Raw genomic sequence first — 15,451 nt, 5'->3', positions numbered from 1 at the left:
GCGCTGTTCACCGGTGATTCACCCCGTCGCAGGAACGCCGACGGATCCTGGAACGGATCTGCACGAGAGGACCCCCCTGTGACCACTGTGGAACCCCCCACCACCCGCACGACGCTTCCCCTCGCGGCTCACGCCGTCGGAAAGCGCTCCGCCGTGACCTGCCAGTTCAAGTGCGCGAACGCGTGCCTCGGCCCCGAATGCAACGGGTCGGACAACCCGACGTTCCGCAGCATCGCCGAGCTCGCTCTCTCGCGCCGCATGCTCATCGGCGCCGCGGCCGCGGGCGCCGTCGTGGTCGCGACGGACGCGTTCGGCGTCCTCACCCCCCAGGCCGCATCCGCCGCCACGACGGGCGGGGCGGTCGAGTCCCACTGGGGCTGGAATCACCACAGCCTGCCGTTTCAGCCGATCGCTCCGGTCCCGGCAACCGTCGACGCGCTCACGGTCCCGAAGGGCTACACGTGGTCGCCGATCATCCGCTGGGGCGACCCGCTGTTCTCGGACGCGCCGACGTTCTCGCTCGACGGGCAGAGCCGCGCAGCGCAGGAGCGCCAGTTCGGCTACAACAGCGACTACCTCGACATCCTCGCCGACCGCTCCGGCAAGACCGGCGTCCTCGTCAACAACCACGAGTACGTCAACCCGAACATCATGTTCCCGCCGTCGACGGATGCCGCCGAGCTCCGCCGTCGCGGTGAGGTGTTCAAGGCGGCCCAGGGCATGTCCGTGGTCGAGATCACGCGTCGTCGCCGCGGCAAGCCGTGGCGCTACGTCGTCGACGGCCGCCGCAACCGGCGCATCACGGTCGAGACCGTGTTCGAACTGACCGGCCCCGCCGCCGGCTCCGACCTGGTGAAGACCGCCGCCGACCCCGAGGGCCGCTGGGTCCACGGCACGCTCGGCAACTGCTCGGGCGGCACGACCCCGTGGGGCACGATCCTCTCGGGCGAGGAGAACTTCAACGGCTACTTCGCGTGGGCCGCCGACACGGCCGGTCAGAAGCGCTACCAGGCGAGCGCCTCGCGGACGACCTCGACCGGCTGGGAGGCCTACGACCCGCGGTTCAACTCGTTCGACCCCGGCTACGTCAACGAACCCAACCGCTTCGGGTACATCGTCGAGATCGACCCGGACGACCCCACCTCGACGCCCAAGAAGCACACCGCGATGGGTCGGTTCAAGCACGAGGGCGCGAACGTCATCGTCGCGGAGGACCGCCGCGTCGTGGCCTACATGGGCGACGACGAGCGCAACGACTACCTCTACAAGTTCGTGTCGAAGAACCGCATCAGCTCGTCACGCAAGAAGAACATGTCGCTGCTCTCGGAGGGCGACCTGTACGTCGCGCGCTTCCGCGGCGACTCCCCCGCGAGCCAGATCGACGGATCCGGGAAGCTTCCCTCCGACGGCGCCTTCGACGGCACGGGCGAGTGGATCGCGCTGACCCGGCACGGCAAGAGCGTCGTGCCCGGCATGACGATCGACGAGGTCCTCGTCTACACGCGCCTCGCCGCCGACAAGATGGGCGCGACGAAGATGGACCGCCCCGAGGACGTGCAGCCGAGCCTCCGCACCGGCAAGATCTACGTGGCCCTGACGAACAACTCCGACCGCGGCAAGACGTCGATGGTGGATGAGGCGAACCCCCGCACCGGCAACCGCTTCGGTCACGTGCTCGAGATCACCGAGCGCCACGGTCAGGCGGGCACGTCGTTCGGCTGGAGCATCCTGCTGCAGTGCGGCAACCCGTCCGACCCGAGCACCTACTTCGCGGGCTACCCGAAGGACAAGGTGTCGCCGATCTCCTGCCCCGACAACCTCGCGTTCGACGAGGACGGCAACCTCTGGATCTCGACCGACGGCGCCCCGAGCACGATCGGGTTCAACGACGGCCTGTTCCGGGTCCCGCTCACCGGACGGGAGCGCGGCCACGTGGAGCAGTTCCTCGCCGTGCCCCGCGAGGCCGAGACGTGCGGCCCCGTGATCCACGCGCGGGAACAGCTGGTGTTCGTCGCGGTGCAGCATCCCGGCGAGAACGGCACCGTCGCAGCTCCCACCTCGCTGTTCCCCGACTACGGCTCGACGCGACGGGGCGACATCCCCAACGCGCCTCGACCGTCGGTCGTGCAGGTGTACCGGAGCTGATCGGAGCCAGCGTCAGCCCGCCGGCGGGCTGACGCGGGAGCGATCGTCCGCCGCCAACGACCCGAGCAGCCCCAACCGCTCCGCCGAGGGTGAGCCGGGCTCGGCGCTGTAGATCAACAGGACACGACCGGGCTCGGCGGTGACGGCGAGCTCCTCGTACACGAGGGTGAGTTCGCCGACCGCGGGATGCCGGAAGCGCTTCTTCCCGGAACCGTGGGCCCGGACGTTGTGGGCGGCCCACAGCTTCCGGAACTCGTCGCTGCGGGTCGACAGTTCGCCGACGAGATCCTGGATGCCCTTGTCGTGCGGGTCGCGGCCGGCCTCCGCGCGGATGACGGCGACGCACATGTCCGCGAACAGATCCCAGTCCGGATAGAAGTCCCGCGCGACGGGATCGAGGAACTGGAAGCGTGCGAAGTTCGGGACGCGTCCGCCGTCACCGATGAGAGGCGAGTAGAAGGCTCGGCCGAGATCGTTGAACGCGATCAGGTCCTGACACTGGTCGCGCACGACGGCCACCGCATCCGTGATCGACGACAGCGCCCACTCGAGGCTCGGACGGATCGGCCCCGCCTTCGAGGCGCGGCGACGATGGCGCCCCGAGGCGGGAATCCCGTCGGCGTTGCGTGCGAGGTCGAGAAGGTGCGCGTGCTCGGCGTCGGAGAGGTGCAAGGCGCGGGACAGGGACTCCAGCACCGCACCGGACGCGCCCGCGATCGCTCCCCGTTCGAGCTTGGCGTAGTACTCCACGCTCACGCCGGCGAGGGCAGCGACCTCGCTGCGCCGGAGCCCCTCGACCCTTCGGCCCGGTCCCGCGGGGATCCCCGCCGCATCCGGCGTCACGCGTGCCCGACGCGTCATGAGGAACTCACGGACCTCGGCTCGATTGTCCATGCCCACAGGCTAGATCGGCCGAGCCGGATCAGGGATGCCCTCTCGGTACACCTTCCGGCAGGGACTCCCGCCCGCGCCCGAGCGCGACGACGCTGAAGGACATGACCGCATCCGCTCTCACGCAACGCACCGGCTCCCGGAGGGCGCTGCCGACCCTGCTCCTGCTGCTGACCGTGTTCGGCCCGATCTCGATGGACCTCTACCTCCCGGCCCTCCCCGCGCTGACGGCGGAGCTCGACGCCGTCACCTCCGTGGCTCAGCTCACCGTCACCGCCTGCCTGATCGGGCTCGCCGCCGGCCAGCTGATCGCAGGCCCCCTCTCGGACCGGTTCGGACGCCGCGGCATCCTGCTCGTCGGCATCGCCGCGTACGTCCTGATGTCGGCGGTGTGCGCGCTGAGCCCAACGGTCGAACTGCTGATCGCGGCCCGGTTCGTGCAGGGGCTGGCCGGCGGGGTCGGCATCGTCATCTCGCAGGCCGCGGGCCGCGATGTGTACACGGGCGGCGCGTTGATCCGGTTCTACGGGCGCCTGACGGTCGTCGGCGGCCTCGCCGCGATCATCGGGCCCCTCCTCGGCGGACTCCTCGACGCGGTCACGGACTGGCGCGGCCTGTTCGTCTTCCTCGCCGCGATCGGGGCGGCCATCCTGGTCGTCACGCTGCGGATGTTCCCCGAGACGCTGGCACCCGAGGAGCGGACCGCCCGCGGCTTCGCGCACACCGTCGCCGACTTCCGGACGCTCCTGCGGGACCGGGCATTCGTCGGGGCCGTCCTGAACCAGGGGTTCCTCTACGCCGCCCTGTTCGCCTACCTCGCCGGATCGACCTTCGTCCTGCAGGACGTCTACGGGCTGTCCCCGCTCGGCTACGCGCTCGCTTTCGGGCTGAACTCGGCGGGCTTCATGACCCTGGGACACCTCGCCGGGCGCTCCGCCGAGCGGTGGAGCATTCCCGGCACCCTGACCGCCGGCGTCCTGACGTCAGGTGTCGGCGCGATCGGACTCCTCGTCGCCGGCCTCACCGCCCTTCCCCTGTGGGTCGTCATCGTGTCGCTGTTCCTCCTGGCGGGCGGGGTCGCGATCTCGTCTCCCCCGGCGACGACCCTCGCCCTCGCCGACTATCCGCGGATGGCGGGCACGGCCTCATCCCTCCTCGGGATGGTGAGGTTCGGGTTCGGGGGGATCGCGGCTCCGCTGGTCGGGGTCGCCGGTGCCCTCAGCATCCTGCCGCTCGGCATCGTCACAACGGTCTCCGTCCTCCTCGCGGGCGCCTCCTTCCTGTTCCTCGCCCGCGGACGCACCGCATCGGCGGTCCGCTCCCCGCAGGTCGGGAGTGCCTCGTGATCGGCGACCCCCGCGGACGGATGCCGCGCCGCAGGGCAGCTGTCGGCTTCGGGCTGCTCGGCGTGGCCCTGCTGGGCGGCTGCGCCGCCGAACCCACTCCGCAGCCCGCGGCGACCCGCCCGGACGCGCCCTCGGCCTCGGCATCCGTTCCGGCGGAGGTCGTGGGGACGCGCATCCGGTTCTCGTCCGACCGCACCACGATCGACGTCACGATCGGCGAGGACAGCCCGGCGGTGCGCGATCTCCTATCCCTCCTCCCGGCCGAGCTGTCGTTCGAGGACCTGAACAGCCGGGAGAAGATCGCCTCCCTGCCCCGCGAACTCGCCTGGCAGGGATCACCGGGCTCCGACCCGGAGGACGGCGACCTCATCTACTACTCACCCTGGGGGAACCTCGGGTTCTACTACGACGCCTCCGGGATCGAGTACTCCGACGACACGCTCCACATCGGCACCTACGACGCCACCGAAGAACAACTGGCGCTCCTCGTGGGCGGACCCGTCACCGTCGAGATCATCGACTGACCACTGAGACAAGGAACAGAAGTCATGCGCGCAACCCTCATGTACTCCGCGGGCGACGTCCGCGTCATCGACGTGCCCGAGCCCACCCTCGAAGCGCCCACGGACGCGATCATCCGCGTCACCTACGCGTGCGTCTGCGGCTCCGACCTGCACCCGTATCACGACCTCGAGGACACCCCCGAGGGACGCCGCATGGGGCACGAGGCCGTCGGCGTGGTGGAGCGGATCGGCGAGGAGGTGACGACCCTCCGGGTCGGCGACACCGTCATCGTCCCTTTCGCCTGGTCCGACGGCACCTGCACGTTCTGCCGCGACGGGATCACGACCTCCTGCATCCATGGGGGCTTCTTCGACGGCGCCGCATCCGCCACCCAAGCCGAGAAGCTGCGGGTGCCGTACGCAGACGGCACCGCCGTCGCCATCCCGGCCGGCACCGACGAGGCGCTCATGCCGTCGCTGCTGACGCTGTCCGACGTCTACCTCACCGGCTACCACGCGGCTATCCGCGGCGGCGTCGAGGCGGGCAAGACCGTCGCGGTGATCGGCGACGGAGCGGTGGGCCTCTCCGCCGTGCTGGCTGCGCGGCAGCTCGGCGCCGAGACCATCATCCTGATGGGCCGGCACACCGCCCGCACCGACCTCGGCCGCGAGTTCGGGGCGACACACGTCGTCGCCGAGCGCGGCGAGGACGGCGTCGCGAAGGTGCTCGAGATCACCGGCGGCGAGGGCGCCCATGTCGTCCTCGAGGCGGTCGGCCACATGCCGGCATACGAGCAGGCTTACGGCATCGTCCGCCCCGGCGGCGTCATCTCGCGCGTCGGCGTCCCCCAGTACGAGGATGCCGCGGTCGGGTTCACCTCGCTGTTCGGCAAGAACGCGACCCTCACCGGCGGGCCGGCCACCGTCCGCGCCTACCTCGAGGGCGCCATCCCCCAGGTGCTCGACGGCACCATCGAGCCGGGCAAGGTCTTCGACCGCGAGCTCCCCCTCGACGACATCGCCGAGGGCTACCGCCTGATGGATTCGAGGGAGGCGCTGAAGGTCCTCATCCGCCCCTGATCAGCGGGCGACGCCGATCGGGTCGCCGGTGCGGGCGAGGTCGGCCTCCAGCTCGCGGACGATCGGGATGACCTTCTCACCGAACGCCTCGAGCTCCTCCTGGAAGTGCAGGAAGCCGAGCAGGAACAGGTCCACCCCGCGCTTCTTGTAGGCGATGATGCGCTCGGCGACCTGCTCGGGCGGACCGAACAGCTGGGTGCGGAAGCCGTCGTTGTACTGCACGAGGTCCTCGAACGAGGAGTCGGCCCACATCCCCTTGCGGTCCGCGGTGGATGCCCCGGCCTGCTGCACCGACTTGCGGAAGCCTTCGACGGACGCCGGATCGGCCTGCGCGATGATCTCGCGCAGTTGCTCACGTGCTTCCGCCTCAGTGTCGCGGACGATCGCGAACCCGTTCAGACCGAACCGCACGGTGCGCCCGTGCTCAGCGGCGACCCGGGTGACGTCGTCGTACTGCTCGGTGAACCCGTCGAAGTCCTTGCCGTTCGAGAAGTACCAGTCGGCATGAGCGCCGCCATTGAAGCGCGCGGCCGTCGAGTTGCCGCCCTGGAAGATGTCCGGATGCGGGCGGCCGGGCACCGGGTAGGGGCCGGGGCGCAGCGTGAAGTCGTTCACGCGATAGAAGTCGCCGTGGAACTGCACGTTCTCCTCGGTCCAGAGCTTTCGCAGCACCTCGATGAACTCGGCGGAGCGGCGGTAGCGCTCGTCGTGCTCGAGCCACGGGAGGCCGAGCTTCGTGTACTCGTCCTTGAACCAGCCCGAGACGACGTTGACGGCCGCGCGGCCCTTCGAGAACTGGTCGGCCGTGAGGATGAACTTGGCCAGCACGGCCGGCTCCCACAGGCCCGGGTGGACGGCGGCGATGACCTTCAACTTCTCGGTCGCGAGGAGCAGGGCGAGGCTGATCGACGTCGACTCGTGCTGCTGAGCAGCGCCGTAGCTCGACAGGTAGCGCACCTGACTCAGGGCGTACTCGAACCCGACGCGCTCGGCCGTCTGAGCGAGCTTCACGTTGTAGTCGTAGTCCCACGACGTCCGCTGCTCGATGTTCGACACCACGAGGCCGCCGCTGACGTTGGGCACCCAGTACGCGAACTTCAGCGGCTCGTGGGTCGAGGCCTGGTCGAACGAGGATGTCTGCTCGGTCATGGTGTTCTCCGTGGGCTGGCGACGCGGGCGGGCGACGCGATCGGATGGGTTCCCCGGAACCTTCCGCCCGGGCGCCGGGCAGTGTCAATCGATGTGAACGCGTGTGTCGGGGCGTGACGGTGTGTGTCGGCCCGTGACGACGGGATGCCGCGATTCACGACACAAACGCGCCTCGCGCGGATTCGGCGAGTAGCAAGGGTGCGACGACCACGACCCACTGCTGAGAGGCGACGACATGACCCGGCATCACGACCCCGCATTCCACGACGAGCTCTCGCTCGGCACCGACTACGAGACGCTCGCGGCGCGGTTCCGGCCGTTGTTCGCGCAGATCGCCGACGGCGCGGTGGACCGCGAGAACGACCGTCGGCTGCCGCGCGAGGAGATCCGGCTGCTCACCGATGCCGGGTTCGGCGCCGTCCGTGTCCCGCGTGCGTACGGCGGGTCCGGGGCATCCCTCCCCCAGCTGATCGAGCTGCTCACCGAGCTCGCTGCCGCCGACTCCAACATCCCGCAGGCGCTGCGGGGCCACTTCGCCTACGTCGAGGACCGCCTCAACCAGCACGCGACCGTCGACCAGTCGGCCTGGTTCACGCGCTTCGTCTCGGGCGAGATCGCCGGGAACGCCTGGACCGAGATCGGCGAGGTGAAGGTCGGCGACGTCAACACGAAGGTCACCCGTCGCGGCGACGACCTCGTCGTCAACGGCACCAAGTTTTACAGCACCGGGAGCATCTTCGCCGACTGGCTCGACGTGTACGCAGAGCACGACGGCGTCCCCGTGATCGCGATCGTGCGCGCCGATCAACCCGGCGTGACCGTCCACGACGACTGGGACGGCTTCGGGCAGCGCACGACCGGCAGCGGCACGACGATCCTCGAGGACGCCCGCGTCGATCCCGACGACATCACCGTCTTCGCCGATCGCTTCCGCTACCAGACGGCCTTCTACCAGCTCGTCCACCTCGCCACGCAGGCCGGCCTCGTCGCGGGCGCGGCGCGGGAGGTCGCGGCGCACGCCCGCGCCCGCACGCGTGTCTTCAGCCACGGCTCCGCCGGAACCTGGTCCGAGGATCCGCTCGTGCAGCAGACCGTCGGGGTCGCGACCGCGCAGGGGTTCGCGGCCCGGGCAATCGCGGTGCGGGCAGCTGAATCCGCGCAGGACGCCTACGTGGCGCGCTTCGTGAGCGATCCCGAGGCCGAGGAACGCGCCAATCAGCGCGCCGAGATCGAGTCCGCCCAGGGACAGATCGTCCTCACGTCCCTCTCCCTCGAGGCGACGAGTACCGTGCTCAACGCGCTCGGCGCGTCGGCCGTCTCCGAGACGAAGCGCCTCGACCGCTTCTGGCGCAACGCCCGCGCCGTGTCGTCGCACAATCCCGTCATCTTCAAGCAACGCATCGTCGGCGACTGGGCGATCAACGGCACGCCCGCCCCCTATGTGTGGGCGATCGGGCAGCAGCGGACGCCCGCCGCCGCGGCGCGGTGAGGGCCACACCGGACACCGAGCTTGCTCATCACAAATTGATAACAGGAATTCCTTGCCACCGTTATCTCGCCGTTATACAGTCATTGCACGGTAGATGTTTTGCTGTGGCAGCTACCGACATGTGATTGCAGGACACTCTTGGTGCAAAGGGACAAGGGCCGGCTGGATGCCTCTCCAGCCGGCCCTTACTGCGTCACCCGTCAGGCGGTCTCGCTCCGGCGGCGGCGCATCACGAGCACCGTCCCGAGCGCGAGAAGCGCCGCACCGGCACTACCCGCGACCCACAGCGGCCCGGCCTGACCACCGGTCGACGCCAGCTCGTCGCCGTCAGCCGCCGCGACCGCACCGCTCGAGACGGTCACCGCGGCCCATCCGACGAGATCGCCGGACTCGTCGACGACGGCGACCCGATGGGCGCCGGGCTCGACGTCGTTCGGCAGCGCGAAGCTCGCGGCACCGGCGGCATCCGCCGTCACCTGTCCGAGCGCCGTCGGCGTCGAGTACAGGAACCCGGAGTACCGCTCGCCGGCCGTCAGCCCCGAGACGACGACGCGGTCGCCGCGGACGGACGCTTGGATGCCGCCCTCTGCCGCAGCCGGCAGGTCGTCACCGTTCGCGACCGGAGCACCAGGGGCACCGCCGGTCGACGGGAGCGTCGGCTGGGGAGCGGGGGTCGGCTCGGGCGAACCGGTCGGTGCGGGCGCGGGAGTGGGCTCAGCCGTGGGAGCCGGCGTCGGCTCCGGGGTCGGGGTGGGCTCGGGCTGCGGGCCCGGGCTCGGCTGGGGCTGCGGGGTGGGCTCGACGCTTCCGTCGCCGATCACGACCGAGCCGTCCGCCTTCACGGTGACCTTCGCGGCCATAGCCGCCGCGAGGTTCATCCGCTGCCAGCTCTCCTGCTCACCCACGTCGAGGGGGTTACCGGAGTCCTCGGCGGTCAGCGCGAGCACCTGTCGACGCTGCGCCGGCGTCAGGTCGGGGTGGGACGAGACGAGCAGCTCCTCGGCTCCCGCGGGCACCACGACCTTCTCACCCTTGGGGCCGATGTCGGGGAAGCCGTACCCGAGGTGCTCCTCGTAGTACGCGAGCGCCTTGTCGGTCGGCAGGTACGGGACGTCCTTCTTGATGCAGTTCTCGAGGGTGTCGCCGCAGCCGCGCTCCAGAACGCCGCGCAGTTCGTCGGCGGCTTCGTCGACGAGCGCGCGCATGGCCGGGTCGGCGAGGCGGAGCGCGATGATCTTCTGGCCCATCATGCGGCCGCTGATGACGTCGAGTGGGTAGTGCGCAGCCATCACGACGCGGTTGTTGCCGGCCTCGGCCGTGCGGGCGAGGATCTGCGGCGCGAGCTGGGGCAGCATCTCGGCGAGCGCCGTGCCCTGCCAGTACGCCTGCGACGTGTGGCCCGACGGGAAGGAGCCGCTCGTGGAACCCCACGCGTCGCCGCCTTCCTTGTCGCGGTAGACGAGGTCCTTCGTCTTGTCGAGACGGATGTACGGCCGGTCGTAGTCGAAGTAGTTCTTGGGCGGGTTCGTCGACGAGGTCGAGCCGAGCTTGCCGCCCTCCTTGTTGAGCAGCCAGGTCACCTTGGGCAGTTCGCCGTCGGCGATGGCCTCGGCGTAGATCGCCCCGAGCTTCTTCCCGAACGCGTCGCCCATGCTGACGGACATGTCCTGGTACTGGTCGACGATGGCCCGCTGGACCTGCGCCTTCGAGGCCGTCCGGTTGATCTCGCTCGTCAGCTCGTCGTTGTAGTCCATGACGGCCGCATTGCCGCCTGGGCCGCGGTCGGTGCGGAGGTTCTGGAAGACATCCATCATCCGGACCGACCAGTTGTCGGCGCTGGGAGCGCTCGAATCACCCGTCGAGGCGGTCGCGTCCGACGAGTAGGTCGCCGTCTTCTGCGCCTCGGTGAATCCGTCCGCCGCGAAGGCGGGGACGGCTGCCAGAGTGCACGCGACGAGGATGCCGAGGCCCCCGATCGCGCCGCGAGTCCGGCTGCCTGCTCGTCTTGTCTGTTTCTTCACGCTCACGGGCGCGCCTCACTTCCATCGGTTGCGGGAGTCGTCGCAGACTATCGATGACACGCGGGTTTGTCAGGACATAGCGACAACACAGTTCATGAGAATGCTCTCCTGAGCGTGAGAACGGCACGTGACGGCGTGGTGAAGCCGAGGCGACCATCGGCGCTCGGCGCGTCTGCCCGCGGCGATACAGTTGACGCCATGACCGATCGACGCCTCGCCATCGCCGCGTGGGAGAGCCTCTTCCGCGCGCAGCACGAGGTCATGGCCGAGATCTCCCGGGACTTCGACGACGATCAGCTGTCCGGTGCCGAGTACGACGTCCTGCTGACGGTGACGCGCTGCGATGAGCACACCGCACGCCTGCGCGACGTGACCGCCAACATGCTCATCAGCCAGCCCAGCGTCTCGCGGCTGGTCGACCGGATGGTGGCACGCGGGCTCGTCTCCAAGCAGCCCGACCCGCAGGACGGCCGCGGCGCGATCCTCCGCGCGACCGACAAGGGCGCGACGATGTTCCGTCGGCTGGCGACGGTCCACGGTCGGACGATCGCCGAACGCATGTCGGTCCTCACCGACGACGAACTCGCACAGCTCGAGAAGCTGACCGCGCGCCTTCGCGGCGTGTGACACATGCGAATCGCCCCGCATCCGAGACGGGATGCGGGGCGATTCGCGTCAGTGCACAGATGCCGTGGTGATCACTGGTCGATCGGCTGCGGCTCGCTCTCGCGGGCGGAGATGGTCGGGGCCGAACCGTCGGCGACCACCTCGACCTTGCGCGGCTTGGCCTTCTCGCTCACCGGGATGGTGACGGTGAGCACACCGTTGCTGTAGGTCGCCGTGATGGCGTCGGTGTCGATGCCCTGGCCGAGGTTCAGCTGGCGCAGGAAGCTCGCGGTCTCACGCTCGCGCGTGATCCACTTCACCCCGTCGGCCGCCCCCACGGTGCGCTCGGCACGGATGGTGAGCAGCTGGCCGTCCACGTCGATGTCGACCGAGCCCGGGTCGATGCCCGGCAGGTCGGCGTTCAGGACGTAGTGGTCGCCGTCGCGGAACAGGTCCATCGGCATCCGTCGCGGGCCGCGGCGCGTGTCGAAGAGGGTCGACGCCAGGCGGTCGATGTCACGGAACGGGTCGTAGGTTGCCATGATTCTCTCCTTCGGTGATGTGGTCTCAAAGTTGAGCCCCTGCGGCTCAAGTACGTTCAGATTAGCACTCTGACCCACCGAGTGCCAACGGTTCTCGCACGGCGAACGCCCACGTCGGAGACGGCCTTAGGCTGGCGACATGAGCGCCCACGAGACCGCCCCCGAGCCCGCCGACCCGTTCCTCTGGTTGGAGGAGATCGACGGGCCCGAGGCCCGCGCCTGGGCAGCCGAACGGACCACCGAGACCGAGGCGGCCTTCTCGGGCAACACACGCACCGCGCTCGAGCGCCGCCTGACCGGCATCCTTCAGGACCCCGATCGACTCGTCATCCCGAGCCGCCACGGCGATCTCATGTACGACCTGTGGCGGGATGCCGCAAACCCCCGCGGCCTGTGGCGACGGACATCCCGCGCCGCCTTCGCAGCGGGCGAACCGACCTGGGAGGTGCTGCTCGACGTCGACGCGCTCGGCCGCGAGGAAGGCGTGGCGTGGGCGTTCGCGGGCGCGGCTCACGGACCTGCCGGCAGCGGGCGGGCGCTCGTGCGGCTGAGCCCCGACGGCGGCGACGCCACCGTCGTGCGCGAGTTCGACCTCGACGCACGTCGTTTCGTCGACGACACCCCGTTCGCCCTCGACGCCGAGAAGACGATGATCGCGTGGGTCGACCGCGACACCCTGCTCGTCGCCACCGCACTGCACGGCGGCGGCGTGACCGACTCGGGGTATCCGATCAGCGCCCGCGCCTGGCGACGGGGCGAGTCGCTCGCGGACGCGCCGCCCATCGTGACGGGTGTCGCCTCGGACGTCGGGGTGTTCGCGCACGTCGACCGCACCGGCGGTACGGCGACGCCGATCGTGGTCATCGCGCACGACTTCTTCCACTCCGAATCGTTGGTCTGGGACGGCGGCGAGCCGCGTCTGATCGCCGTGCCGCAGGACGCGAACGTCGATGTTCACGGCGACCTCGTCACCGTGCGGACCACGACCCCGTGGCGCATCGGCGAGACGACGCATCCGTCGGGCACCCTCCTCATCGGTCCACTCGAGACCGTCACGGAGGGCGACGGGTCGAACCTGCGCGTCGCCTTCGCCCCGAGCGACACGGCGGTGCTCGAAACGTGGACATGGACCCGCACGCGCCTGGTCCTGACGATCCTCGACCGCGTGCAGAGCCGGCTCGTGTCGCTCGATCCCGAGACGCTGACCGGAGTCGACATCGACCTGGGCCTCGGCGACGCCGACCTCTTCAGCGCGAGCGTCGCCACCGCCGACGACGACGAGGACGACGAGCTGTGGGTGGTCGCTCGCGGCTTCCTCACTCCCCCGACGCTCCTGGTGATCGCCCCCGGCGCCGAGCCCCGCGTCGTCGACCGCAGCCGCCCCACCTTCGACGCGTCCGGACTCGTCGCGGAGCAGCACTGGGCGACGTCGGCCGACGGCACGCGCGTGCCCTACTTCGAGGTCGGTCCGCGGGAGCGCTCCGGCACTCTCCCCGTCCTCATGAACGGCTACGGCGGGTTCGAGCACGCGCTCACCCCGGAGTATCCGACGATCGTCGGCCCCGCCTGGCTCGAGGAGGGACGCGTGTACGTCGTCGCGAACATCCGCGGCGGCGGGGAGTTCGGACCCGAGTGGCACCTGGCCGCCCTGCGCGAGAACCGCCACCGCGCATACGAGGACTTCGCCGCCGTCTCGCGCGACCTCGTCGCACGCGGCGTCTCGACCCCCGACCGCATCGCCTGCCACGGCCGCAGCAACGGCGGCCTGCTCGTCGGCAACATGCTGACCCAGTACCCCGACGACTTCGGGGCGATCGTCTGCGGCGTGCCCCTCCTCGACATGAGGCGGTACACGCGACTGTCGGCCGGTGCCAGTTGGATCGCGGAGTACGGCGACCCCGACGACCCGGCCGAGTGGGAGTTCGTGAAGACCTTCTCGCCGTATCACCTCATCGAGCCCGGGCGGCGGTACCCGGCATCCCTCATCTATGCGGCCGCGAGCGACGACCGGGTCGGCCCCGTGCAGGCGCGCAAGATGGCGGCACGGTTGGCAGACGAGACGGATGCCGAGGTGCACTACCTCGAGCCTATCGAGGGCGGTCACTCCGGAGCGATCGACGCGGCCTCGACCGCCGCACTGCACGCGACGATCCACGCGTTCCTCGACCGCACGGTGGCGCGCGCCGACTGAGCGGCGGGGGCCCGCCCTCTACGCTGGGGGCGGGAGGTCCACCGCATGAGCAACATCGGGGCCGTCGAGGATGACCTCGCGGCGACGCTGTCCGCTGTCGCGGAGCGCGTCCGCATCGACGACGCCGCGGCCGAGCGGATCCGCCAGCACGTCCCCGGGCTGCGCGCGGCGCTGGCCCGACGCGGATCGTCTGCCGATCTCGTCGACCTCGTGACGGCGGCGGTCGTCGCCGCGAACGGTCGCTCCCTCGACCTCAAGGTGCACGGCGAGCAGCGCGCCGCGAACCCCGTGCGCATGAGTTCGCGGTTCGCCCTCGGCGCCGCCTGCTACGCCGACAGGTACGCCGGCAACCTCGCCGGGCTCCGAGACGAGATCCCCGCGCTCCGCGACCTCGGCGTGAGCGTGCTGCACGTCCAGTCACCGTTCGCCCGCCGGGAGGACGGCACGATCGACCTCCGTCGCGGCGACCCCGGTCTCGGATCGATCGACCGCCTCTCCGACCTGGCCGCCCACCTTCGCCTGTCCGGCATCTCGCTCGCGGTCGACGTCCCCGCGCGCGACGATCTCGCTGGACTCGTGGACGATCTCCTCTTCCTCGCCGGGCGCGGGGTCGAGGTCTTCCTCCTTCCGGCTCGCGACACGGTGGGCGTCCTCGCCCCCGTGCTGGCGATCGGTGCACCGGGAGTCGATGTGCTCCCGGCATCCCCCGGTTCCGCTCCCCTCTGGCACGCGCTCGCCACGGGCGACGCGACACCCGTGCAGCGCGCGCTCGAGGCACGCGACGGCAGTCTCGACGTCGCCGCGGTGCGGGATGCGGACGCGGTGGTGTGGCGAGCGGATGCCGCCGAGCTCACCGCTCGCTACACGGGCGGCTCCTCGTTCGGGCGCGGCCTGGCGACCGCGGACGGCGTGGCCGGAACGACCGCGTCGCTCGCCGGGGTCGAGGCGGGCGACCCGCTCGGCGAAGCCCGCGTGGCCCTCGCGCACGCGTTCGCGCTGAGCGTGCCGGGTCTTCCCGTGCTGTGGCTGGGCGACGAGGTCGGTCAGCTGAACGACCCGACGTTCCGCGACGATCCCGAGCGCCGCGACGACCCGCGCTGGACGCACCGCGGTCAGAAGCCGCGTGACCGCTACGCGCAGAAGACGGATGCCGCCACCTCGGCCGGCCGCATCCACCGCGACCTCACGAAGCTCATCGCCGTCCGCCACACGACGTCGGAGTTCGACGGCACGCGCCTGATCGGTTTCGACGTACCGGCCCCGTCGGTCGTCGCGTATCAGCGGCCCGGTGACGGGTCGATCGTGCTGGTGCTCGCGAACGTCGCTTCAGAGCCCGCGCACGTTCCGGCGGTGACGCTGTCGGGCTTCGCGCGCACGGCACTCGATCTGGTGGAGGGCGTCGAGCTCGCAATCGACGAAGGGCTCACGCTGCCCGCCTGCGGTTTCCGCTGGCTGCGCGTGAGCCCTGTCGTCTGAGTCCGGCGGAGG

General features: G+C 70.4%; 12 protein-coding genes. 8 read left to right on the top strand and 4 right to left on the bottom strand.

Annotation, left to right across the window (positions count from 1 at the left end):
* Positions 1–78 precede the first annotated feature (78 nt).
* Positions 79–2,145, top strand: a complete 2,067-nt coding sequence (locus MRBLMI1x_RS05285) for a PhoX family protein (protein ID WP_363456858.1) — start codon at positions 79–81, stop codon at positions 2,143–2,145.
* 12 nt (positions 2,146–2,157) lie between these two features.
* Here MRBLMI1x_RS05285 and MRBLMI1x_RS05280 read toward each other — a convergent pair whose 3' ends face one another.
* Positions 2,158–3,039 (bottom strand): helix-turn-helix transcriptional regulator, encoded by an 882-nt coding sequence (locus tag MRBLMI1x_RS05280; RefSeq protein WP_363456855.1) that lies wholly within the window; start codon positions 3,037–3,039, stop codon positions 2,158–2,160.
* Positions 3,040–3,140: 101 nt separating this feature from the next.
* On the opposite strand from MRBLMI1x_RS05280, the gene MRBLMI1x_RS05275 reads away from it, so the two are divergent.
* From MRBLMI1x_RS05275 to MRBLMI1x_RS05265, 3 genes are read left to right on the top strand one after another with little or no spacing between them, the layout of a single operon-like run.
* Positions 3,141–4,382 carry a multidrug effflux MFS transporter gene (locus tag MRBLMI1x_RS05275; RefSeq protein ID WP_363456852.1) on the top strand — a complete coding sequence of 414 codons (1,242 nt, stop codon included), beginning with the start codon at positions 3,141–3,143 and terminating at the stop codon, positions 4,380–4,382.
* Positions 4,379–4,906, top strand: a complete 528-nt coding sequence (locus tag MRBLMI1x_RS05270) for a cyclophilin-like fold protein (RefSeq protein WP_018185502.1) — start codon at positions 4,379–4,381, stop codon at positions 4,904–4,906. Before MRBLMI1x_RS05275 ends, MRBLMI1x_RS05270 begins: the two co-directional genes overlap by 4 nt.
* 24 nt (positions 4,907–4,930) lie before the next feature.
* Positions 4,931–5,965: a zinc-binding dehydrogenase gene (locus MRBLMI1x_RS05265; RefSeq protein WP_363456848.1), complete on the top strand. Its 1,035-nt coding sequence runs from the start codon at positions 4,931–4,933 to the stop codon at positions 5,963–5,965.
* Here the strand turns inward: MRBLMI1x_RS05265 and sfnG are convergent, their stop codons facing one another.
* Complete coding sequence (gene sfnG, locus MRBLMI1x_RS05260) at positions 5,966–7,114, bottom strand: dimethylsulfone monooxygenase SfnG (protein ID WP_363456845.1); 1,149 nt, start codon at positions 7,112–7,114, stop codon at positions 5,966–5,968. It abuts the gene before it with no gap.
* 235 nt (positions 7,115–7,349) lie between these two features.
* On the opposite strand from sfnG, the gene MRBLMI1x_RS05255 reads away from it, so the two are divergent.
* Positions 7,350–8,603 (top strand): acyl-CoA dehydrogenase family protein, encoded by a 1,254-nt coding sequence (locus MRBLMI1x_RS05255; protein WP_363456842.1) that lies wholly within the window; start codon positions 7,350–7,352, stop codon positions 8,601–8,603.
* Between the two features lie 200 nt (positions 8,604–8,803).
* Here the strand turns inward: MRBLMI1x_RS05255 and MRBLMI1x_RS05250 are convergent, their stop codons facing one another.
* On the bottom strand, positions 8,804–10,630 hold the full coding sequence (locus MRBLMI1x_RS05250; protein WP_363456839.1) for an acid phosphatase: 1,827 nt from the start codon (positions 10,628–10,630) through the stop codon (positions 8,804–8,806).
* Positions 10,631–10,822: 192 nt separating this feature from the next.
* Between MRBLMI1x_RS05250 and MRBLMI1x_RS05245 the strand changes: the two genes are divergently transcribed.
* Positions 10,823–11,251 carry a MarR family winged helix-turn-helix transcriptional regulator gene (locus MRBLMI1x_RS05245; protein ID WP_018185507.1) on the top strand — a complete coding sequence of 143 codons (429 nt, stop codon included), beginning with the start codon at positions 10,823–10,825 and terminating at the stop codon, positions 11,249–11,251.
* 71 nt (positions 11,252–11,322) lie between these two features.
* On the opposite strand, the gene MRBLMI1x_RS05240 is transcribed toward MRBLMI1x_RS05245, so the two are convergent.
* On the bottom strand, positions 11,323–11,772 hold the full coding sequence (locus MRBLMI1x_RS05240) for an Hsp20/alpha crystallin family protein (RefSeq protein ID WP_116228126.1): 450 nt from the start codon (positions 11,770–11,772) through the stop codon (positions 11,323–11,325).
* 139 nt (positions 11,773–11,911) lie between these two features.
* On the opposite strand from MRBLMI1x_RS05240, the gene MRBLMI1x_RS05235 reads away from it, so the two are divergent.
* Positions 11,912–13,963, top strand: a complete 2,052-nt coding sequence (locus MRBLMI1x_RS05235) for a prolyl oligopeptidase family serine peptidase (protein WP_363456835.1) — start codon at positions 11,912–11,914, stop codon at positions 13,961–13,963.
* 45 nt (positions 13,964–14,008) lie between these two features.
* Positions 14,009–15,439 (top strand): hypothetical protein, encoded by a 1,431-nt coding sequence (locus MRBLMI1x_RS05230; protein ID WP_363456832.1) that lies wholly within the window; start codon positions 14,009–14,011, stop codon positions 15,437–15,439.
* Positions 15,440–15,451 lie beyond the last annotated feature (12 nt).

The organism is Microbacterium sp. LMI1x-1-1.1, assembly GCF_040676205.1.
Taxonomy (GTDB): domain Bacteria; phylum Actinomycetota; class Actinomycetes; order Actinomycetales; family Microbacteriaceae; genus Microbacterium; species Microbacterium aquilitoris.
Note: the sequence above shows the minus strand (reverse complement) of the source record. Positions and strands in the feature narration are given on the sequence as shown.